19 protein-coding genes and 1 other annotated feature are annotated in these 20631 nt (G+C 45.7%); of the genes, 18 read left to right on the forward strand and 1 reads right to left on the reverse strand.

Translation table 11 applies throughout. The annotated features are described in order from the left end of the window. The first annotated feature begins 36 nt into the window (after positions 1-36). The 8 genes from pgeF to AC787_RS26745 all read left to right on the forward strand — a co-directional run bounded on the left by pgeF (position 37) and on the right by AC787_RS26745 (position 7745). Positions 37-888 (forward strand): peptidoglycan editing factor PgeF, encoded by an 852-nt coding sequence (gene pgeF / locus AC787_RS26710; protein WP_054027978.1) that lies wholly within the window; start codon positions 37-39, stop codon positions 886-888. A 3-nt stretch (positions 889-891) separates the two neighbouring features. After that, positions 892-1611 (forward strand): YggS family pyridoxal phosphate-dependent enzyme, encoded by a 720-nt coding sequence (locus tag AC787_RS26715; protein ID WP_054027979.1) that lies wholly within the window; start codon positions 892-894, stop codon positions 1609-1611. A gap of 3 nt (positions 1612-1614) precedes the next feature. Further along, on the forward strand, positions 1615-2064 hold the full coding sequence (locus AC787_RS26720) for a cell division protein SepF (RefSeq protein WP_054027980.1): 450 nt from the start codon (positions 1615-1617) through the stop codon (positions 2062-2064). 10 nt (positions 2065-2074) lie between these two features. Next, on the forward strand, positions 2075-2341 hold the full coding sequence (locus AC787_RS26725; protein ID WP_054027981.1) for a YggT family protein: 267 nt from the start codon (positions 2075-2077) through the stop codon (positions 2339-2341). Positions 2342-2359: 18 nt separating this feature from the next. After that, the gene (locus tag AC787_RS26730) at positions 2360-3142 is read left to right on the forward strand and encodes an RNA-binding protein (RefSeq protein WP_054027982.1); all 783 of its coding nucleotides are present in this window, start codon (positions 2360-2362) and stop codon (positions 3140-3142) included. A gap of 96 nt (positions 3143-3238) precedes the next feature. Further along, complete coding sequence (locus AC787_RS26735; protein ID WP_054027983.1) at positions 3239-3736, forward strand: DivIVA domain-containing protein; 498 nt, start codon at positions 3239-3241, stop codon at positions 3734-3736. Positions 3737-3814: 78 nt separating this feature from the next. Then, positions 3815-4117 (forward strand) — a binding site (T-box leader). Positions 4118-4163: 46 nt separating this feature from the next. Beyond that, on the forward strand, positions 4164-7262 hold the full coding sequence (gene ileS, locus AC787_RS26740) for an isoleucine--tRNA ligase (RefSeq protein ID WP_054027984.1): 3099 nt from the start codon (positions 4164-4166) through the stop codon (positions 7260-7262). A 144-nt stretch (positions 7263-7406) separates the two neighbouring features. Continuing rightward, positions 7407-7745 carry a DUF5665 domain-containing protein gene (locus AC787_RS26745; protein ID WP_235561128.1) on the forward strand — a complete coding sequence of 113 codons (339 nt, stop codon included), beginning with the start codon at positions 7407-7409 and terminating at the stop codon, positions 7743-7745. Here AC787_RS26745 and AC787_RS26750 read toward each other — a convergent pair whose 3' ends face one another. Continuing rightward, positions 7746-8477: a TraR/DksA C4-type zinc finger protein gene (locus tag AC787_RS26750; RefSeq protein WP_054027986.1), complete on the reverse strand. Its 732-nt coding sequence runs from the start codon at positions 8475-8477 to the stop codon at positions 7746-7748. It abuts the gene before it with no gap. 229 nt (positions 8478-8706) lie between these two features. Here AC787_RS26750 and lspA point away from each other — a divergent pair, with 229 nt between their 5' ends. The 10 genes from lspA (at position 8707) to pyrE (ending at position 20560) form a co-directional block, all read left to right on the forward strand. Beyond that, on the forward strand, positions 8707-9228 hold the full coding sequence (lspA, locus tag AC787_RS26755; protein ID WP_054027987.1) for a signal peptidase II: 522 nt from the start codon (positions 8707-8709) through the stop codon (positions 9226-9228). Further along, entirely contained in the window at positions 9209-10147 is a 939-nt protein-coding gene (locus AC787_RS26760) for an RluA family pseudouridine synthase (protein ID WP_082361158.1), read from the forward strand. Before lspA ends, AC787_RS26760 begins: the two co-directional genes overlap by 20 nt. A gap of 118 nt (positions 10148-10265) precedes the next feature. Further along, the gene (locus AC787_RS26765) at positions 10266-11501 is read left to right on the forward strand and encodes an LL-diaminopimelate aminotransferase (protein ID WP_054027989.1); all 1236 of its coding nucleotides are present in this window, start codon (positions 10266-10268) and stop codon (positions 11499-11501) included. Between the two features lie 341 nt (positions 11502-11842). Continuing rightward, on the forward strand, positions 11843-12418 hold the full coding sequence (gene pyrR / locus AC787_RS26770) for a bifunctional pyr operon transcriptional regulator/uracil phosphoribosyltransferase PyrR (protein WP_054027990.1): 576 nt from the start codon (positions 11843-11845) through the stop codon (positions 12416-12418). Further along, positions 12415-13314: an aspartate carbamoyltransferase catalytic subunit gene (locus AC787_RS26775; RefSeq protein ID WP_054027991.1), complete on the forward strand. Its 900-nt coding sequence runs from the start codon at positions 12415-12417 to the stop codon at positions 13312-13314. The genes pyrR and AC787_RS26775 overlap by 4 nt, the downstream gene beginning before the upstream one ends. Before the next feature lie 26 nt (positions 13315-13340). Next, complete coding sequence (locus AC787_RS26780) at positions 13341-14627, forward strand: dihydroorotase (RefSeq protein ID WP_054027992.1); 1287 nt, start codon at positions 13341-13343, stop codon at positions 14625-14627. 59 nt (positions 14628-14686) lie between these two features. Then, a complete protein-coding gene (gene carA / locus AC787_RS26785) occupies positions 14687-15832 on the forward strand; it encodes a glutamine-hydrolyzing carbamoyl-phosphate synthase small subunit (protein WP_054027993.1) in 1146 nt (381 codons plus the stop codon). Next, positions 15819-19043 (forward strand): carbamoyl-phosphate synthase large subunit, encoded by a 3225-nt coding sequence (carB, locus tag AC787_RS26790; RefSeq protein WP_054027994.1) that lies wholly within the window; start codon positions 15819-15821, stop codon positions 19041-19043. Before carA ends, carB begins: the two co-directional genes overlap by 14 nt. 139 nt (positions 19044-19182) lie before the next feature. Then, positions 19183-19920 carry an orotidine-5'-phosphate decarboxylase gene (gene pyrF, locus AC787_RS26795; RefSeq protein ID WP_054027995.1) on the forward strand — a complete coding sequence of 246 codons (738 nt, stop codon included), beginning with the start codon at positions 19183-19185 and terminating at the stop codon, positions 19918-19920. Beyond that, positions 19913-20560 carry an orotate phosphoribosyltransferase gene (pyrE, locus tag AC787_RS26800; protein ID WP_054027996.1) on the forward strand — a complete coding sequence of 216 codons (648 nt, stop codon included), beginning with the start codon at positions 19913-19915 and terminating at the stop codon, positions 20558-20560. The genes pyrF and pyrE overlap by 8 nt, the downstream gene beginning before the upstream one ends. The last annotated feature ends 71 nt before the right edge of the window (positions 20561-20631 follow it).

Raw genomic sequence — 20631 nt, forward strand, 5'->3', positions numbered from 1 at the left:
TTTGCTGTGCAAACCTTTAAATAGAGGTGATATCAAATGGAAGCTTTTGAACATAATCAATCAGCGAAGGGACCTTCGCTTTTTTTATTGTCCGAATGGATAACACGTTATGAGCATTTAAGCGTGGGGTTTACAGGACGACAAGGCGGTGTAAGCGAAGGCCATTGGTCATCTTTAAACATGGGCTTGCATGTTAAGGACGAAGATGATGCGGTTATTTCGAATAGACGATTAATGACCGATGCCATCGGCTGGCCTTTTGAGGCGTGGACATGTGCTGAGCAGGTGCATGGGAATCGTGTATGGCAAGTGACGAAAGCAGATAGCGGCAAGGGTAGAGAGAGTCTTGACGATGTGTTGAAGGATTGCGACGCTATTATGACAGATGTACCAGGGGTGCTGCTGACTTCTTTTTACGCAGATTGTGTCCCATTGTATTTCTATGACCCAGAGCATGATGCGGTTGCGCTCGCGCATGCCGGTTGGAAGGGAACCGTCCAGCAGATTGCTGTAGAAACGGTACGAGCAATGGAGAAAGCTTATGGAACTAATCCTGAGGCGCTTGTCGCAGCTATAGGGCCTTCCATAGGCGGCTGCTGCTACGAGGTGGATGGTCCAGTCATTAATCAAGTACAGGCTCTATTGAATGAGCTGAGCTTGACTGGAGAAAAAGCGGAATCAATGCTTAAGCTAGCCGATGACGGCAAAGCGAACTTAGACTTGAAAGAAATAAACCGACAGATTATGATAAAAGCAGGAATTTTGCCGATATGTATCGAATTAACAGAGTGGTGCACTGGTTGCAGACGGGATTTGTTTTTTTCTCATCGCAAAGAAGGTGGCTTAACCGGCCGAATGGCCAGTTGGATCGGCATTCGGGAGAGGTGAAACATGTCATTAACATTAGAGAATAGAATTGAATTTGTGGAAGAAAAAATTTTGAAGGCTTGCGAGCGAGCTGGCCGCAGTAGAGATGATGTACAAGTTATCGCAGTTACGAAATATGTGTCTTTAGATACTACGAAGTCTGCCCTCGAGCAAGGCTTACTTCATCTAGGAGAAAATCGTTGGCAGGACGCGCAAGCGAAATGGGAAGCGATAAGCGACAGTGTTGATCTAGTAACAGAGGATCAGCCTATCTGGCATTTTATCGGTTCATTGCAGACGAATAAGGTGAAGGACGTCATTGGGAAGTTTACATACATACACTCGTTGGACAGGCTATCTCTTGCCGAAGCCATTAATAAACGTGCTTCCCAGCTTGGTATTATAGTTCCTTGTTTTATTCAAGTAAACGTCTCTGGGGAAGACTCTAAGCAAGGCATTGAGCCAGAAGAGCTCATTCCCTTTGTAGAGCAGCTTGCAGAGCTTCAGTCGATTAAGCCAATTGGTTTGATGACGATGGCTCCTTATGAAGCGGAACCAGAACAAACGCGAACCGTCTTTAGAGCACTTCGAGAGCTGAGAGATGAATTAGGGCGGCGCTCGAAACATCCACACACCATCACCCAGTTATCAATGGGCATGTCGAATGATTTTGAAGTTGCTATCGAAGAAGGAGCGACATGGATTCGCCTTGGTACGATATTAGTAGGGAAAGAGGAGGAATAAGGGATGAGCGTCATGAACCGCTTTATGAGCTTTCTTGGCTTGCAAGATGAAGAAGAAGTAGTAGAGAGAGAGCGTGTTGTACAACAAGAAGAACAAGAAGCTGAAACTTCTCCCTTCGAGGCACGTAAAAACACGAAGAGCAACAATGTCGTCAGCATTCACTCGCAGAAAAATGTTCGTGTAGTGCTAAGTGAGCCTAGGTCTTATGATGAAGCACAAGAAATTGCCGATCATTTGCGTTCACGCCGTGCTGTGATCGTTAATCTACAAAGAGTCCGTAACGATCTTGCCGTTCGGATTGTTGATTTTCTAAGCGGTACCGTGTACGCTTTAGGCGGAAGCATTTCTAAGCTAGGACCCAACATTTTTCTTTGCACGCCGGATTCAGTCGAAATTCAAGGTGCTATAACGGAAATGCTGGCGGAGGAGATAGACTACAACAAAATGAGGTGACCTTGAGTTAATGGATGAAGTTTATAGTATTGTGATGCTGGTGCAAAAAATTTACACATTTATGATTATTGGTTATGTGCTGCTTTCTTGGTTGCCTAACGCTCGTGAAAGCTTTATCGGCGTATTTCTAGGTAAGCTGGTTGAGCCATACTTAGGTATTTTCAGAAAGTTTATTCCGCCAATCGGCGGCATGCTTGATCTTTCTCCGATCCTTGCCGTATTCGCTTTGCAGTTTGTAGCGTATGGCCTGATTGCAGTAATCGGATTTTTTATTTGATTAAAGGAATGAGTTCAAATGAAACAAGGAATATATGATCATTTCCATCCCGATGAGAAACCTTTCGTAGATCGGGCGGAGGAATGGATAGAGCGGTCCGCACAGCAGCATGAGCTGAAGCGGACCGATTTTTTAGACCCAAGACAAGCACAAATATTGACTATTTTGGCAAATCGCAACCCTGACGTTAATGTCCGTTTTGATGGCGGATATGATCAAGCTGAACGTAGACGGGCTATTATTGGCCCAGATTATCGAAGTTTAGATGATGAAAGTGCAGGTATATCTGTTCTTGCGGTAAATGGACCGGGACAAGCCCAGATGGAACTAGATCATGGTGATTTTTTAGGGGCACTGCTTGGACTTGGTATTAAACGTGACCGAATTGGTGACATACATGTGCATGAGCATTTTTGTCATATCATTGTTATGGATGAAATTGCTGATTACTTGAATATCCATCTGAGACAGGTTCATCGGATTAATGTGCTGACAGACGTGTTTCCTCTATCCGAGCTGCAGACCGCTATGGTTAAGCTGGAGGAAATGAGTTTGTCAGTCGCTTCCATGCGATTGGACGGGATTGCAAGCGATGTATATCGCATAAGCAGATCCAAAATTGTTGATCCGATTCGGGCAGGAAGATGCAGGGTGAACTGGAAGTCAAAAGAAGACCCATCCGAGCAACTTCGAGCGGGTGACGTTGTGTCATTCAAAGGACTCGGCCGCTTTAAAATACTAGAGGTGGATGGCGTGACAAAAAAAGGCAGAATTCGAGTGAAGATCGGCAAATTTATTTGAATGATTGCAGGAATCTACCTGTAGTTGTCGAATTATTCTCATCAAATAGTGTAATTTCGGTTGCGAATGTTCCAAATACCATAAGGAGGTGCGCCAATGCCGTTATCGCCATTGGACATACATAACAAAGAGTTTGGTCGGAGATTACGTGGCTACGATGAGGATGAAGTTAATGAATTTCTAGATCAGGTCATCAAAGACTATGAATCACTCATTCGTGAAAATAAAGAGATGCAAAACCAGGTATTAGGCTTGCAGGAAAGATTGAATCATTTTACGAATATCGAAGAAACACTGAGTAAAACGATTATTGTTGCGCAGGAAGCAGCCGACGAAGTAAGAAACAACGCGAAGAAGGAAGCGCAGCTGATCATTAAGGAATCAGAGAAAAATGCAGATCGAATCATTAATGATTCGCTTGCGAAGTCTCGTAAGGTTTCTCTTGAGGTCGAGGAGCTTAAAAAACAAGCATCCGTATACCGCGCTCGTTTCCGTACACTAGTAGAAGCTCAGCTTGAACTACTTTCCGTAGATGGTTGGGATACACTAGAGCCACCAGTAAGACTAACAGAGCATGAACTGACTCGCGGTTAGTTTTTAATAAACAGGCTAAATGCCATTTGACATTTAGCCTGTTGTTACGCTATAACTAATAGTAATTAATTGATGATCTAAACTTCGTTGATGAGAACAAGTACGTTTTAAGTTCACTCCTCAGAGAGCCGGCGGCAGCTGAAAGCCCGGTGTGTGAGCTATTGCGGAATATCCTCTCTGAGAAGCGGCGCCGAACCTGCGTAAGCAGCAGTAAGTGCTGACGGCTGTCCCCCGTTACAGGGAACGCGAACATGATGTTCGCGACTAAGGTGCCGCATGAAGCATAGCTGAACTTAGCTGTCTGCTTTCATTAACTTGCTTGCTGGATTTCAGCAGCAGTGCGGAACAAGGGTGGTAACGCGACTAAGCCTCGTCCCTTCTCATAGGGATGAGGCTTTATTTTTGTTGAAATTAGGAGGCTGAAGCGATGCAACGCGTAGACGTTAAGGAACGTGCCCGCAGCCGTGAGCTGCGAGTGCTGGAGCAATGGAAAACAGATGAAACGTTTAAAAAATCAATAGCAAACCGGGAAGGCAAGCCGAATTTTGTGTTTTATGAAGGGCCGCCAACCGCTAATGGAGCACCACATATCGGTCATGTACTTGGCCGCGTAATTAAAGATTTTATTTGCCGCTATAAAACGATGGCTGGGTACCGTGTTATCCGTAAAGCAGGTTGGGATACGCATGGTCTTCCGGTTGAGCTTGGAGTTGAGAAGCAGCTAGGCATCTCCGGCAAGCAAGAAATCGAAGAATATGGCGTAGAGAAGTTTATAAAAAAATGTAAAGACAGCGTATTTGAATATGAGAAGCAGTGGCGTGAACTGACAGAAGGAATCGCTTATTGGACGGATTTAGATAATCCATATATCACGCTTAAAAACGAGTACATCGAGAGTGTATGGCATATTTTATCGACAATTCATGGAAAAGGTCTGCTGTACCGCGGTCATCGCGTAAGTCCTTATTGCCCGGATTGTCAAACGACGCTTAGCTCACACGAGGTAGCTCAAGGTTATGAGGATGTTAAGGATCTGAGCGCGACAGCGAAGTTTAAGCTAGTGGAATCTGGTGAATTCGTTCTCGCTTGGACAACTACACCATGGACGCTTCCAGCAAATGTGGCGTTAGCCGTAAATCCGGAGCTTGATTACATCCGCGCTTCCAAAAACGGTGAAGTCTATATCGTTGCCCAAAATCTAGCGGAGAAAGTTCTTAAAGATGACTATGAAGTTTTATCCGTATTGAAGGGTGCTGAGCTAGTTGGCCTTAGCTACGAACCGCCATTCCAATATGTTGCTGTAGAAAAGGGACATATCGTTATTGCAGGCGATTTCGTCAGCGACACTAGCGGTACGGGTATCGTTCATATCGCTCCGGCACATGGTGAGGATGACTATAGAGTTTCGCGCGAGAACGGAATTAGCATGCTGAGTGTTGTTGATTTGGCAGGTCGCTATACGGCAGAGGTTACAGACTTTGCAGGACGTTTTGTGAAAGACGCCGAGCTTGATATTGACATCGTCAAGAATCTAAGCGAACGCGGGCTTCTCTACTCGAAGGAGCGTTATGAGCATAGCTATCCATTCTGTTGGCGCTGCAAAACGCCGCTCATCTATTATGCGATGGAAAGCTGGTTTATCAAAACAACAGCCGTTAAGGATCAACTGATCGCTAACAATAACAGCGTTGATTGGTATCCTGGTCACATTCGCGAAGGCCGCTTCGGCAAGTTTTTGGAGGATTTGGTGGATTGGAACATCAGTCGCAACCGTTATTGGGGTACGCCGCTCAATGTTTGGGTTTGTGATGTTACAGGCAAGGAGTACTCTCCAAGCAGTATTGCTGATTTGCGCGCGATGGCAATTGGCGATGTGCCAGAGGACATCGAGCTTCATAAACCATATGTAGATGACATTAAGCTGAAATCTCCTTTCGCTGAGGGTGCTGAAATGACACGTACACCTGAAGTTATCGATGTATGGTTCGATAGCGGTTCGATGCCGTTCGCTCAGCATCACCATCCGTTTGAGAACGAGCAGCAATTCGCAGAACAGTATCCAGCAGATATTATCTGTGAAGGTATCGACCAAACTCGCGGTTGGTTCTACAGTTTGCTTGCAGTATCAACGCTCTACAACGGCAAAGCGCCATATAAAGCGGTTATCTCAACAGGCCATATTTTGGATGAGAACGGGCAGAAGATGTCCAAGTCGAAGGGGAATGTTATTGATCCTTGGGAAATCATTAATGAATATGGAACGGATGCGTTCCGCTGGGCATTGCTTGCAGACAGCGCGCCTTGGAACAGCAAACGCTTCTCACGCGGCATAGTTGGCGAGGCGAAATCGAAAGTAATCGATACGATCGTAAATACACATGCATTTTTCGCTTTGTATGCTTCGATCGATGGTTTCGACTACTCAGCCCATGAGGAGTCCAAATCAGACAACAAGCTGGACCGCTGGATCATTTCACGTCTGAACAGCTTGATCAATACAGTGAACAAGGGTCTTGAAGTAAATGACTTCCTAAATCCAGCCAAATCGATCGAGATCTTCGTTGACGAGCTGAGCAACTGGTACATCCGCCGTTCACGCGATCGGTTCTGGGGAAGCGGGCTTACAGATGATAAATTAGCCGCTTATCAAACGCTTCGCAGTGTATTGCTTACACTCTCGCGTCTAATCGCACCCTATGCGCCTTTGCTTGCGGAGGATGTATACGGAAACTTAGGCGGAGTAGGAAGCGTGCATTTGGCTGACTATCCGAACGCGGATGAGGCGCTCATTGACGAGACTTTGGAGCGTGATATGGAAAGCGCGAAACAAATCGTTGAGCTTGCACGCAACGTTCGTAACGAAACAGGAATTAAGACGCGTCAGCCTTTATCGGAGCTAATCGTATCGCTAGATCGTGATTTCAACGTGGCAGATTACGAGGATATCGTGAAGGATGAAATAAATGTAAAAGCTATTACAGTCCAAAATTCAGACAGTGGTTTTGTTGATTTCACCCTCAAGCTAAATCTTAAAGTTGCCGGTAAAAAATACGGTAAAAACGTAGGTCCGATTCAAGCACAGTTGAAGGGGCTAACGGCTGAACAAACCCGCAGCATCGTAAATGGTGGCAGCTTCGACTTCACAAGTGCAGAAGGCGAGCAGCTATCGATCACTGTTGATGAGCTATTGGTTGAGAAACAAGCGAAGTCAGGCTTTGCATCTGCATCTGGCAACGGTGTTACTGTAGCGTTGAATACGGATATTACGGCTGAGCTAGAGCAAGAGGGCTGGGTTCGTGAAGTGATTCGTGCCGTTCAAGATACGCGCAAAAAGCTGGATCTGCCAATTGAGAAACGAATTGATCTTGTACTAGATGTCGACGCAGAGCTTAAAGAGGCGCTGGTTGCGTTCGCGCAAGTGCTGCAAGACAACGTGCTTGTACAAACGGTAACCTATGGTGAGGAACCAGAGATGGAGAAAGTTGTGCTTGGCGAAAAAGTAATAGGGATTTTCATTCGCGGATAGGGTTATAGTATAAAGGAAATTAACAAGCGAAAAAACGAGGCCGTCGCCTTCCGACAGCTGCAGCAAGCGACTGAATAGTCGTGAAGCATGCAATGTCCGGCAGGTCAGGCCTCGTTTTATTGTTTGACAAAGGGGATGCCTCGTATGAACACAAATAACCCGGAACAGCCGAAAAATTTGAACGAGTTACAAACTTCGTTAAGCAAGCTTGATAAACGACTGCAAACTATAGCTACCGAGATGGAACATACCCAAATAGCGGACTACATTGATCTGTTAAACAGGCCATGGACAATGATTTGGAAAAACCTGCTTGCAGGGACAGCCAGAGGTGTAGGAATCGCCATAGGCTTTACTTTTTTTGCTGCGACCATTCTTTATGTTCTGCGTATATTAGGAGCACTGAACTTACCGATAATCGGCGACTATATTGCGGACATTATACGAATTGTCCAAATACAGCTCGAAGGAAAAGTTTATTGATTAAAGGTGTTGATCATCATTGTCCGTTTCTAATCCATGATCGCCTTCATCCGATTCCAAGTATTGTCTATACTCTCGGTTGCGGATTACGGAGACATGACGGCCAGTAATATCGGTCGCAAGAAAGCTTTCAATGGATTCAACGAAACCGTCATTCTCGAAAGCTTCAATACCTACATGCTCATAATCGGCGACATCACGATTTTCTGATGTGGCTGGTGAATCAGCATTGCCCCACTGCTCAACAATTTGCCAAGCATCCTCGCCATCAAAGCCATTGTAGGAATCATGTTCATCCATGCTGGTTCGACCAAATGGAGGATCGAGAACTAATTCTTCAACCGGCCTGCGGAAGGATAGTTGTTGTCTTGGCGCATGTTCAATGCAATAAAGAGTATCTGGAACGGCATCCAAACGCTCAAGCGGTATAGGTTCGTTGCACGTTTTACAAATGCCGTATGTTCCGTCAGCAATTGCGGTTAGTGCTGCATCAATGCGGTTCAGATGCAATTCCTCTTGTTCATGAAGAGCTACATCTTTCTCGCGTTCATAAAGCTCGGTAGCGACATCACCTGGATGATTGTCGATAGTGGAAAGCTCACCAGTATCGTCGCGCAGGGAATGCGCTAAGCCATAATGATCGTTTTCAGCGAGCCGTTTTTCGATTTCGCGTTGCTCATCTAATAATCTGCTTTGCAGCAGTTGAAAATGAGCGGTTGTTGGCTTTGTCATTTTGAGCACCCTCCTTAGCAGGGAACATAGTTGCGGTATTAGCTTTTGCCGAAATGCGGTTTTTCAGTATGGTCTTCAATGGAAGAACAAAAGGCGGATGCTGGCTCTTAATTAGCTCCGTATGCTACAATTGATTAGCAAACTTTCAGAAATACGTATGGTTTACTCCGGTTGGCCTAAAGTATTTTTGAATGGAGACGCTGCTTTACAAAAAATTAGGAGTGATTCGATGCGTTTTTATTATTACTGGATAGCGGTATTGGTGTTAGTCCTTGATTTTGTAACAAAGAAATTAATTGAAACAAAATTAGAGATCGGGGATCAAATTAGCGTTATCGGTAATTTTTTTCTCATCACATCGCATCGAAATCGTGGTGCTGCATTTGGCATCCTACAAGAACAAAGACTATTTTTTATTATCATTACCGTTATTATTGTACTCGGCATCATTTGGTACATACAGGCATCGCGTAAATTTGCTAAGCCGTGGCTGCTAGTCGGACTTGGTCTTGTACTTGGCGGCGCGATTGGCAACTTTCTTGACCGTGCGCGTTATGGAGAAGTGGTGGACTTTCTGCAGTTCAATTTCGGCAGCTATGGTTTCCCGATATTCAACGTGGCGGATTCGGCCATTGTCTGTGGTGTAGCATTAATTCTTATTGACACTTTGTTATCCGCTAAAGATGACAAGAATCGTTTGCAAAATGGAGAGGACAAGGATCAAAACAATCATGAGCAGCAACCTGTATAATGAAGAACCGTTGGAATGGATCGTAGAGGCGGAGCAATCCGGTGAGCGAGTAGATAAGTTTGTAACAGACAGTATTGACGATCAAGGCGTATCCAGAACGCAAGTTCAGGAATGGATCAAAGCAGGAGCCGTGCAGGTCGATGACAAAATCGCAAAAGCAAACGTGAAGGTGGCAGAGGGCAATCGTGTCGTTCTGCTTATTCCGGAGCCGGAAGAAGCGGCCATTGTGCCTGAGAATATACCTCTTGAGGTTATTTATGAGGATTCAGACCTCATTGTCATTAATAAAAAGCGCGGTATGGTGGTTCATCCTGCACCGGGACATTCATCAGGGACGCTTGTAAATGCACTGATGTACCATTGCAAGGATTTGTCCGGCATTAATGGCATGATCCGTCCGGGCATTGTTCACCGTATAGACAAGGATACAACTGGATTGTTGATGGCTGCCAAAAATGATCTTGCTCATATCTCGCTAGCCGAGCAGCTCAAGGATCATACGGTAACTCGTAAATATATCGCACTGGTACACGGTAATTTGCCGCATGACCAAGGAACGATTGATGCGCCGATCGGCCGCGACCTGAATGATAGGAAGTTGTTTACGGTAACGGAGCACAACAGCAGACATGCAGTAACTCATTTCCACGTACTGGAGCGCTTGGGCGATTACACCATTGTAGAGCTTCAACTAGAAACGGGACGTACCCATCAAATTCGTGTACACATGAAATATATTGGTCACCCGCTTGCGGGAGATCCAGTTTATGGCCGCAATAAGACCGTAGCCTTAAAAGGACAAGCGCTGCATGCTACATTGCTTGGCTTTACGCATCCGCGCAGCGGCGAGAGACTTGAATTCGAAATGCCTTTGCCAGCAGACTTCGAATATGTATTAAGCAGCTTGCGTTCAAGATAATGCTTTACGTGCAATAGTGCAAACTTTTCACCACATTATTCATTATTTCAAGCACATAAGTACGTTATTCTAATCAATAACAACTGAAGTAAATGAATATAAGGATAGGTGACGTGAAATGACTTCCATCAACCAAAACTACTTGGAGCTGCAAGGCAGCTACTTGTTTTCTGAAATTGCAAAACGCCGTACTAAATTCATTCAAGAAAATCCAAATGCTGAAATTATCAGCTTAGGAATTGGGGATGTTACGCGCGGTTTGCCGGATGCGGTTCTGAACGCTATGCATAGTGCTGTGGACGAGCTTGCAGCTCCAGGTTCATTCCGTGGTTACGGTCCTGAACAAGGATACGATTTTCTAATTAATGCGATTATCGAAAATGACTATAAAGCACGCGGCATTGACATTGCATCAAACGAAGTGTTTGTAAGCGACGGTTCCAAATGCGATGTCGGCAATATTCAAGAGATTTTCAGCGAGAACAGCATTGTTGCGGTTCAAGACCCGGTTTATCCAGTATACGTAGATACGAACGTAATGGCTGGCCGCTCAGGCAAATACAACCAAGATACAAAGCGCTATGAGAACATTGCGTATTTGGAGTGCACAGCTGAGAATGACTTCAAGCCTAGCCTTCCTGATCGTAAAGTAGATATTATTTACTTGTGCTACCCGAACAATCCGACTGGCATGACGCTTACGAAGGAAGAGCTTAAAGTATGGGTTGATTATGCGAAAGCTAACAACTGCATCATTCTTTATGATTCTGCATACGAAGCATTTATTCAGGAAGAGGATGTTCCTCACAGCATTTACGAAATCGAAGGCGCACGTGAAGTTGCAATCGAATTCCGCAGCTTCTCCAAAACAGCAGGTTTTACTGGCGTTCGCTGTGCTTACACGGTAGTGCCACGCGAGTTGAAAGGTTTCGATGCATCTGGCAATGAGGTGTTGATCAACGATTTGTGGAATCGCCGTCATACAACAAAATTTAACGGCGTATCTTACGTAACACAACGTGGCGCAGCTGCTATCTACTCGGAAGAAGGCAAAGCACAAATCAAATCCTTAGTTGATTACTACATGAAAAATGCAGCCATTATCCGTGACGGCCTTGCGTCGCTTGGCCTTGAGGTGTTTGGCGGCGTCAATGCACCTTACATTTGGTTGAAAACACCAAACGGCATGGATTCTTGGTCATTCTTCGATAAGCTTCTTACTGAAGCAAACATTGTTGGAACACCGGGTGTAGGTTTCGGTCAAAGCGGTCAAGGATATTTCCGACTTACAGCGTTCGGAAGTCTTGAGAATACAGAAAAAGCAGTTGAAAGAATTCGTAAACTAAGCCTTTAAGTAACTTGCGCTATCCTTGCATAGTTTATCTGGTTTGGTCCACACTAAGTTAAAGCGGAAATATTCGTTTTTACTTGACATCTTTTGTCGAACGTGGGATAATTCCTATGATATACATCAGTACCTTTAACTCAGTCCAGAGAGACTGGCAAGGTAGCGTGAATAACAGGTCTATAGAAGAGAAGAATAGGACAGCCTAATGCACTGCTTTCTGTGACGAGAGCTCTGTGCTTGCTTGCACCTATCTCTTCATGCCTTATCACAAGCTCCTTGCGATTTTTGCAAGGAGCTTTTTGTCGCAACCTGACAGTTTTGGGCGGTTATGGAAGGAGTCAGCGGAAATGACGGAAGAAGAGCATTTAGTCATCATGGATGAAACGGCGATTCGCCGCGCATTAACGCGAATTGCTCATGAAATTGTGGAGAAGAACAAGGGAATCGACAACTGTGTGATTGTCGGTATTCGCACGAGAGGGATATACCTTGCTCGTCGAATCGCAGAGCGCATCGGTGAAATTGAAGGAAAGCGAGTTCCTGTGAGCGAGCTTGATATTACTCGATACCGCGATGATCGCAAAGCAATCATTTCTGCAGACGTGGAGACAGCAGCTGCAATCGGCGATACCGACGGTGTACCTTTTACGGTTCAGGACAAACGCATTATTTTGTTCGATGACGTATTGTACACAGGACGCACGATTCGGGCGGCAATGGATGCGCTTATGGATTGCGGCCGGCCGCAAAGCATTCAGCTGGCTGTGCTTGTAGACAGAGGACATCGTGAACTGCCGATTCGACCTGATTTTGTCGGCAAGAACGTCCCGAGCTCAAAGCAAGAGCAGATCGATGTGGCTCTCACTGAAATCGACCTAATCGACCAAGTAACCATTATTAATCAGAGGGGGCAAGCCGGATGACAATAACAAAGCTTAAACAACGGAGTTTGCTCGGATTAAAAGAATTAAGCCAAGAAGAGATCGAATCGATACTTGATCGCGCTGCCTATTGGGAGAATCATTCAAACAAAGTACACACCACTATGCAGGGCAAATTTGCAGCAAATATGTTTTTCGAGAACAGCACGCGAACTCGCTTTTCTTTCGAGGTAGCTGAGAAACGTCTAGGTACGGAAGTGCTAAACTTCTCCGCTGCGGTGTCAAGTGTACAAAAGGGAGAATCGATCTACGACACGGTTCGCACGCTTGAATCAATGGGAATTGACGTTGGAATTATTCGTTTAAAGCCGATCGGGGTTCTCGCTGAACTGGCAACGAAGATCAATGTGCCGCTCATTAATGCCGGAGATGGCAATAACGAGCATCCTACACAAGCGCTGCTCGATATGTACACGATGCGCAAGCATTTTGGACAACTCAAAGGCTTGACGGTCTCGATTGTTGGAGACGTGCTGCATAGCCGCGTTGCAAGATCGAATCTATGGGCATTGCAAAAATTCGGTGTTAACGTAAACTTTTGCTCACCGCCAAATATGCAAGCCTCTGAACTCGATGTCTCTTATGTATCTATAGATGAAGCTTTAAAATCAGATGTTGTCATGATGCTGCGCGTCCAGCTGGAGCGTCATGAAAGCGGAATGTTGAACTCGGCTGAAAGCTACCGCGAGCAATACGGCTTGACGGTAGAGAGAGCTAGCAAATTAGCTAATCACGCAATTATTATGCATCCTGCTCCAATCAATCGTAACGTAGAAATTGACGATGAACTGGTTGAGCATCCACAATCACGCATTTTCCCGCAAATGGAAAACGGGGTTCCTATCCGCATGGCGGTAGTAGAACGCGCGCTAAGCTAAAACTAAATCCGGAGGGGAAAACTAAAATGTCATTATGGATTATAAACGGTAACGTATGGAATGAAACTTCGGGCAGCTTAGAAAGTAAGCATATTCGGATTGAAAACGGCAAAATCGAAGCAATCATAGACGGTTCCGAGTCAGTAGACACTGGAAGCGCAGAAGTCATTGATGCACAAGGCAAGCTAGTATCACCAGGCTTTATTGATATGCACGTTCATTTGCGCGATCCGGGTTTTGAATATAAAGAAGATATCGCTACAGGCACACGCTCTGCTGCAAAAGGTGGATTCACAACGATCGCTTGTATGCCTAACACTCGCCCTGTAACGGATACAGCAGAAACAGTACGCTACATTACGAACAAGGCTGCACAAGTCGGCATCGTGAAAGTACTGCCATACGCATCCATTACCAAAAATGAGCTAGGCCGCGAACTGACGGATTTTGCTTCATTGAAGGAAGCAGGAGCCATTGGCTTCACAGACGACGGTGTAGGCGTCCAAAATGCGCAAATGATGAAAAATGCCATGGCACTGGCCCATTCAATGGATATGCCGATCATCGCTCACTGCGAAGATGATTCATTGGTTGAAGGCGCTTGGGCATCGGAAGGTGAGTTTTCCCGCAAGCACGGCCTGAAAGCCATTCCGAATGAATCTGAAGCGATTCATGTAGGAAGAGATGTGCTGTTAGCAGAAGCTACAGGCGTTCATTATCATGTATGCCACGTCAGCACTGAGCAATCGGTTCGACTAATCCGCCTTGCTAAGCAAATCGGAGTTCGCGTTACAGCTGAGGTTTGCCCTCATCATCTGCTTCTGTCTGATGAGGATATCCCGGGACTTGATGATGCGAATTGGAAAATGAATCCTCCGCTTCGCACGCCGCGTGACGTTAAAGCAGTTATCGAAGCGATTGAAGACGGCACAATCGATATGGTCGTTACGGATCATGCACCGCACAGCGCGGAAGAAAAGGCTCGCGGCGTTCAGCTTGCACCATTTGGTATCGTTGGATTCGAAACAGCTTTCCCGCTGTTGTATACAAAGTTTGTTCAAACCGGCAAGTGGACACTCGGCTTCCTATTGCAGCGTATGACTGCGGATCCGGCTCGTGTTTTCCGACTTCCAACTGGACGTTTGGAGCAAGGCGCGCCAGCCGATGTTACGATCGTAGATTTGAACAGCGAACGTTCGGTTGATCCGAGCACATTTGCTTCAAAAAGTAACAATACGCCTTTCGGCGGTTGGAAGCTTAGCGGCTGGCCTGTAACAACCATTGTAGACGGCGCTGTCGTGTGGTCAGAATAATAACTTTTACTTACTAAAGCCTATATATGGGGATAATCAACACCTGAGGAGTGATACGGATGCAAGCAAGATTATTGTTGGAAGACGGTACGTTGTTTACAGGACTTTCGTTCGGTGCAGAAGCACAAATGATGGGCGAAGTTGTATTTAATACAGGTATAACTGGTTATCAAGAGGTTCTCTCCGATCCGTCTTACTGCGGACAAATCGTAACGATGACATACCCGTTAATCGGCAACTATGGCATTACACGTGATGATTTTGAGGCAATGCGCCCATTCATTCACGGCTTCGTTGTTCGTCGTCACGAGGAAGTGCCAAGCAACTGGCGCGCTCAATATTCGCTAGGTCAGCTTCTTAAAGAATACGGTATCCCAGGTATCAGCGATATTGATACACGGATGCTTACTCGTAAGCTTCGTAATTACGGTACGATGAAGGGTCTAATCACAACAGGCAACGAGCGTGTTGAAGAACTTGCTGAACGTCTAAATATCTCGAAACTAATGACAGACCAAGTAGCACGCACATCGACATCTCACGTATTCTCAAGTCCTGGTCAAGGCGAGCGCATCGTACTTGTTGACTTCGGTGCAAAAAGCGGTATTTTGCGAGAGCTTACAAAACGCGGCTGCGATGTGATCGTTGTTCCTCACGATACGACTGCAGACCAAATTCGTCGCCTAGCTCCAGATGGTATTCAATTGTCAAATGGTCCTGGGGATCCGAAGGATGTTCCTTATGCGGTGAAAATGATTTCTGAGCTGCTCGGCGAATTTCCGATCTTCGGCATCTGCTTAGGACACCAGCTGTTCGCACTAGCTTGCGGAGCAGAAACGACTAAACTTAAATTCGGACATCGCGGCGGAAACCACCCGGTAAAAGAATTGGCAACGAATCGTTGCTACATTACATCACAAAACCATGGCTACACTGTGCTTGAAGAATCGGTAGGCAGCACACCACTCGAAGTAACACATATTAATAACAATGACCGCACGATCGAAGGACTTAAACACAAAACATTCCCAGCTTTCTCGGTTCAATATCACCCAGAGGCTGCTCCTGGACCATACGATTCCAGCTATTTGTTTGATGAGTTCCTGCAAATGATCCGTACGCACAAGAAAAATAACCCACAAAAACCTCGTCAAGTTGTGTTATCGGAGACGTTGAAAGGAGAGCTTCAGTATGCCCAAAAATAATGAACTCAAAAAAATTCTCGTGATCGGTTCCGGTCCAATTGTCATCGGACAAGCGGCGGAATTCGACTATGCCGGTACTCAGGCCTGCCAAGCGCTCAAGGAAGAGGGCTACGAGGTTGTTCTTATAAACAGTAACCCAGCAACAATCATGACGGACACGAACATGGCTGACAAAGTATACATCGAGCCAATTACACTGGATTTTGTATCTCAAATCATTCGTCAAGAACGTCCAGATGGACTACTTCCAACGCTTGGCGGACAGACTGGCCTTAATATGGCGGTTGAACTTGCACGCGCTGGCGTTCTGGAACGTGAAAATGTAAAACTGCTTGGGACACAGCTCACAGCAATTGAGAAAGCAGAGGATCGCGACTTATTCCGTGACCTTATGCGTGAATTGGAACAGCCAGTACCAGACAGTGATATCGTAACGACTGTGGAAGATGCAGTTAACTTCGCTAACACAATCGGTTACCCGATCATCGTTCGTCCTGCTTACACACTTGGCGGAACTGGCGGCGGTATTTGTGCGAATGAAGAAGAGCTGCGCGAAACGGTTACTTCCGGAATCCGCTATAGCCCGATAAACCAGTGTTTGATCGAGAAGTCGATCGCAGGCATGAAAGAAGTCGAATATGAAGTTATGCGTGATGCGAACGACAACTGTATCGTTGTGTGCAACATGGAAAACTTTGACCCGGTGGGCGTACATACAGGCGATAGCATCGTCGTAGCGCCAAGCCAAACGTTGTCTGATCGTGAGTATCAAATGCTGCGTTCGGCTTCCTTGAAAATCATTCGCGCTCTTAACATCGAAGGCGGCTGTAATGTACAGTTCGCTCTTGATCCACAAAGCTATCAATATTATGTAATCGAAGTAAATCCGCGTGTGAGCCGTTCATCAGCACTAGCGTCTAAAGCAACGGGTTACCCAATTGCCAAAATGGCAGCAAAAATCGCAATCGGCTACACGCTTGATGAACTTGTGAACCCTGTTACTGGACAAACATACGCATGCTTCGAGCCAACTCTTGATTATATCGTATCGAAAATTCCACGCTGGCCGTTTGATAAATTCGTTAACGCGAATCGCAAACTAGGCACGCAAATGAAAGCAACTGGCGAAGTTATGGCCATTGGCCGTACCTTTGAAGAATCCATTCACAAAGCGGTTCGTTCACTCGAAATCGGGGCTCACCGCATTCACTTGAAAGAAGCTTCATCTTTAGAGGATGCCGTGCTTCGCACTCGTCTAGAGAAGCCGGATGATGAGCGTATGTTCCTAGTAGCGGAAGCGTTCCGTCGTGGCTATCAGCTTCAAGATATTCAAGATCTTACAAACATCGACTGGTGGTTCCTTGACAAAATTCAATCGATCGTAGCATTCGAGGATCGTATGCGCAGTGAATCAACGTTGAATCAACAAACGTTGTATGAAGCAAAACGCAAAGGTTTCTCAGATCGCTCCATCGCAGAAATCCGTCAAGAAGGTTTCCCGAACGGCAGTCATACGACTGAAGCTGATGTACGCGCACTTCGCGTTCAGCTTAACTTGAAGCCGGTATACAAAATGGTTGATACATGCGCAGCTGAATTTGAAGCTTCGACGCCATATTACTACTCCACATATGAAGTAGAGAATGAAGTAACGGTTACAGACAAACAGAAGGTTTTAGTACTTGGATCTGGACCAATTCGTATTGGTCAAGGCATCGAGTTCGATTACTCGACGGTTCATGCGGTATGGGCCATTCAAAATGCTGGTTACGAAGCAGTTATTATTAACAATAACCCAGAAACAGTTTCAACTGACTTCAGTACATCTGACAGACTCTACTTTGAGCCATTGTTCTTTGAAGATGTTATGAACGTTATTGAGCAAGAAAACCCGATTGGCGTAATCGTACAATTCGGCGGCCAAACGGCAATTAACCTAGCTGCTCCGCTTTCCAAAGCAGGTGTGCGCATTCTCGGTTCCAGCCTTGAGAGCATCGATGCTGCAGAAGATCGCAAGAAATTCGAAGCTTTGCTTCGCAGCCTGAACATCGCACAGCCTGACGGCAAGACGGTCATCTCTGTTGATGAAGCGGTTGTTACAGCACAAGGACTAGGTTATCCTGTACTTGTTCGCCCTTCATATGTACTAGGCGGACGCGCAATGGAAATTGTGTACTCAGATGAAGAACTGCTGAACTACATGGAAGTTGCAGTGAAAATCAACCCAGAGCATCCGGTTTTGATCGACCGTTATATGCTTGGTAAAGAAGCAGAGGTTGACGCCATTTGTGATGGCGAGACGGTTGTTATTCCAGGGATTATGGAGCATGTTGAGCGCGCTGGTGTTCACTCAGGCGATTCCATTGCGGTATATCCTCCACAATCACTTTCGGAAGACATTAAGCAACAAATCGTTGACATCACCATTAGCATCACTAAAGCGCTGAACGTAATTGGACTTGTTAACATTCAATTCGTCATTCATCAAGAAAAAGTGTATGTCATTGAAGTTAATCCGCGTTCATCGCGTACTGTACCTTTCCTTAGCAAAGTTACGAACATTCCAATGGCAAACTTAGCTACAAAAGCTATTCTTGGTACGAAGCTTGCTGATCTTGGTTATGTTGAAGGCTTGTGGCCTGAGGATGAATATGTATCGGTTAAAGTTCCTGTCTTCTCCTTCGCGAAGCTGCGCCGGGTTGACCCGACTCTAACGCCGGAAATGAAGTCAACAGGCGAAGTAATGGGCCGTGATGTTCAATATGCGAAAGCTCTCTATAAAGGTCTCATTGGCGCAGGAATGAAAATCCCAACATCAGGCGCTATCATCGCAACTGTTGCCGATAAAGATAAAGAGGAAGCAACCGAATTGCTTCGCGGATTCTTTAACCTTGGCTACAAAATTATTGCTACAGGCGGAACAGCGAAAGTATTGGAAGAAGCCGGCTTAATCGTTACGACTGTCAATAAGCTAAGCGAAGGCTCGCCGAATATTCTTGATCTAGTACGTGAAGGGCAAGCGCAATTTGTTGTCAATACGTTGACAAAAGGCAAAGCTCCTGAGCGTGACGGATTCAGAATTCGTCGTGAAGCGGTTGAGAATGGCGTCGTTTGTATGACTTCGCTTGATACGGTTCGTGCATTGCTTGTCATGCTCGAAACGTTGAACTTCTCCTCACGTTCTATGCCAGTGCTGCTACAAAAGAAATAAGCTCACGCGAGCTTAAAAGTACGGCCAGCGTTAATTGCTTCTTTATCGACCTTAGGCGATTTTGTCTTAAGGTCGATAGGATGGAGCAGACGTATGGCCGTTTATTTTGCAAATGAACAGAGAAATGGAGTGATTTCGGATGAAATTGACAAACGAGCAAGCAGCAGGACGGATTATGGTTGCACTTGATTATCCAGATGCAGCAGCGGCTGAACGTTTAATTGCCGAACTACAAGGCATTCCCTGTTATATGAAGGTTGGAATGCAGCTGTTTTATGCTGCAGGCCCGGCATTTGTACAAAGCTTGAAAGAGCGGGGCTACTACGTTTTTCTTGATGTGAAAATGCATGATATACCGAATACAGTCAAAGGCGGGGCAAACAGTGTAACGAAGCTGGGTGTTGACATGTTCAACGTACATGCCGCAGGAGGCAGTGATATGCTTGAGGCTGCGCTTGAAGGTGTAGATATTGCACTAACTGGCAGCGGACTTCGCAAACCTACGGTTATCGCCGTTACCCATTTGACAAGTACAAATCAGGCAATGCTTAACGAGCAAATCGGGATTAGCGGTACAGTAGAATCTGCGGTGCTGCGTTACGCGGAACTTACCAAAAAAGCAGGTTTGGACGGAGTTGTCGCTTCTCCTTCAGAGGTTGAGGCTATTAAAGCGCTTTGCGGCACTTCCTTCAAAACAGTAACTCCAGGCATTCGTCCAATTGGAGCGGATGTTAATGATCAATCACGCATTATGACGCCAAGCGAGGCATTGCGCCAAGGAACTGATTATATGGTTATCGGTCGTCCTATTACAGCGGCACCAAGCCCAAGAGCAGCATTAGAATCCATTATTGAGGAGCTGATTTCCTATGAGTAAACTATCTTTAGCTGAATTGCCTAATCAAATTGCTAAGAGCCTGCTTGAAATCGAAGCTGTAGCACTTCGTCCGAATGAACCGTTCACATGGACGTCAGGCATTAAATCACCAATCTATTGTGATAACCGTCTTACGATGACACACCCAGCGATTCGCGATCTCGTTGCAGAAGGATTCGCAACGATCATTCGTGAGCGTTATCCGGATGCGGAAGTTATTGCAGGCACATCAACTGCCGGTATTCCACATGCCGCTTGGGTTGCACAGAAGTTAAACCTGCCGATGGCTTATATTCGCGATAAAGCAAAGGGGCATGGCAAACAGAATCAAATCGAGGGTCGTGTGCTACCTGGTCAAAAGGTTGTCGTTATTGAAGATTTGATCTCGACAGGCGGAAGCTCGCTTAAAGCGGGGCTTGCGGTGAGAGAAGCTGGCGCAGAAGTGTTAGCGGTACTTGCTATTTTCACATATGAATTCGATTCAGCTATTCAAGCTTTTGCCGCTGAACAAATGCCGCTCATAACATTGTCGAGCTATAGCGCACTCATCCAAACGGCTGTGGAGCTTGGTAAAGTAGCTCCTGAAGATGTTGCTGCTCTACAAGCATGGAGACAAGATCCTCAATCTTTTGGAAAATAATTGTTGAACTAATAAAGCGTGCTCTTATTCTATGAGAGCACGCTTTTTTTTTTGCGAAAAATAATTCAAAA

The sequence above is a fragment of the Bacillus sp. FJAT-28004 genome (assembly GCF_001280845.1).
Lineage (GTDB): Bacteria > Bacillota > Bacilli > Paenibacillales > Paenibacillaceae > Pristimantibacillus.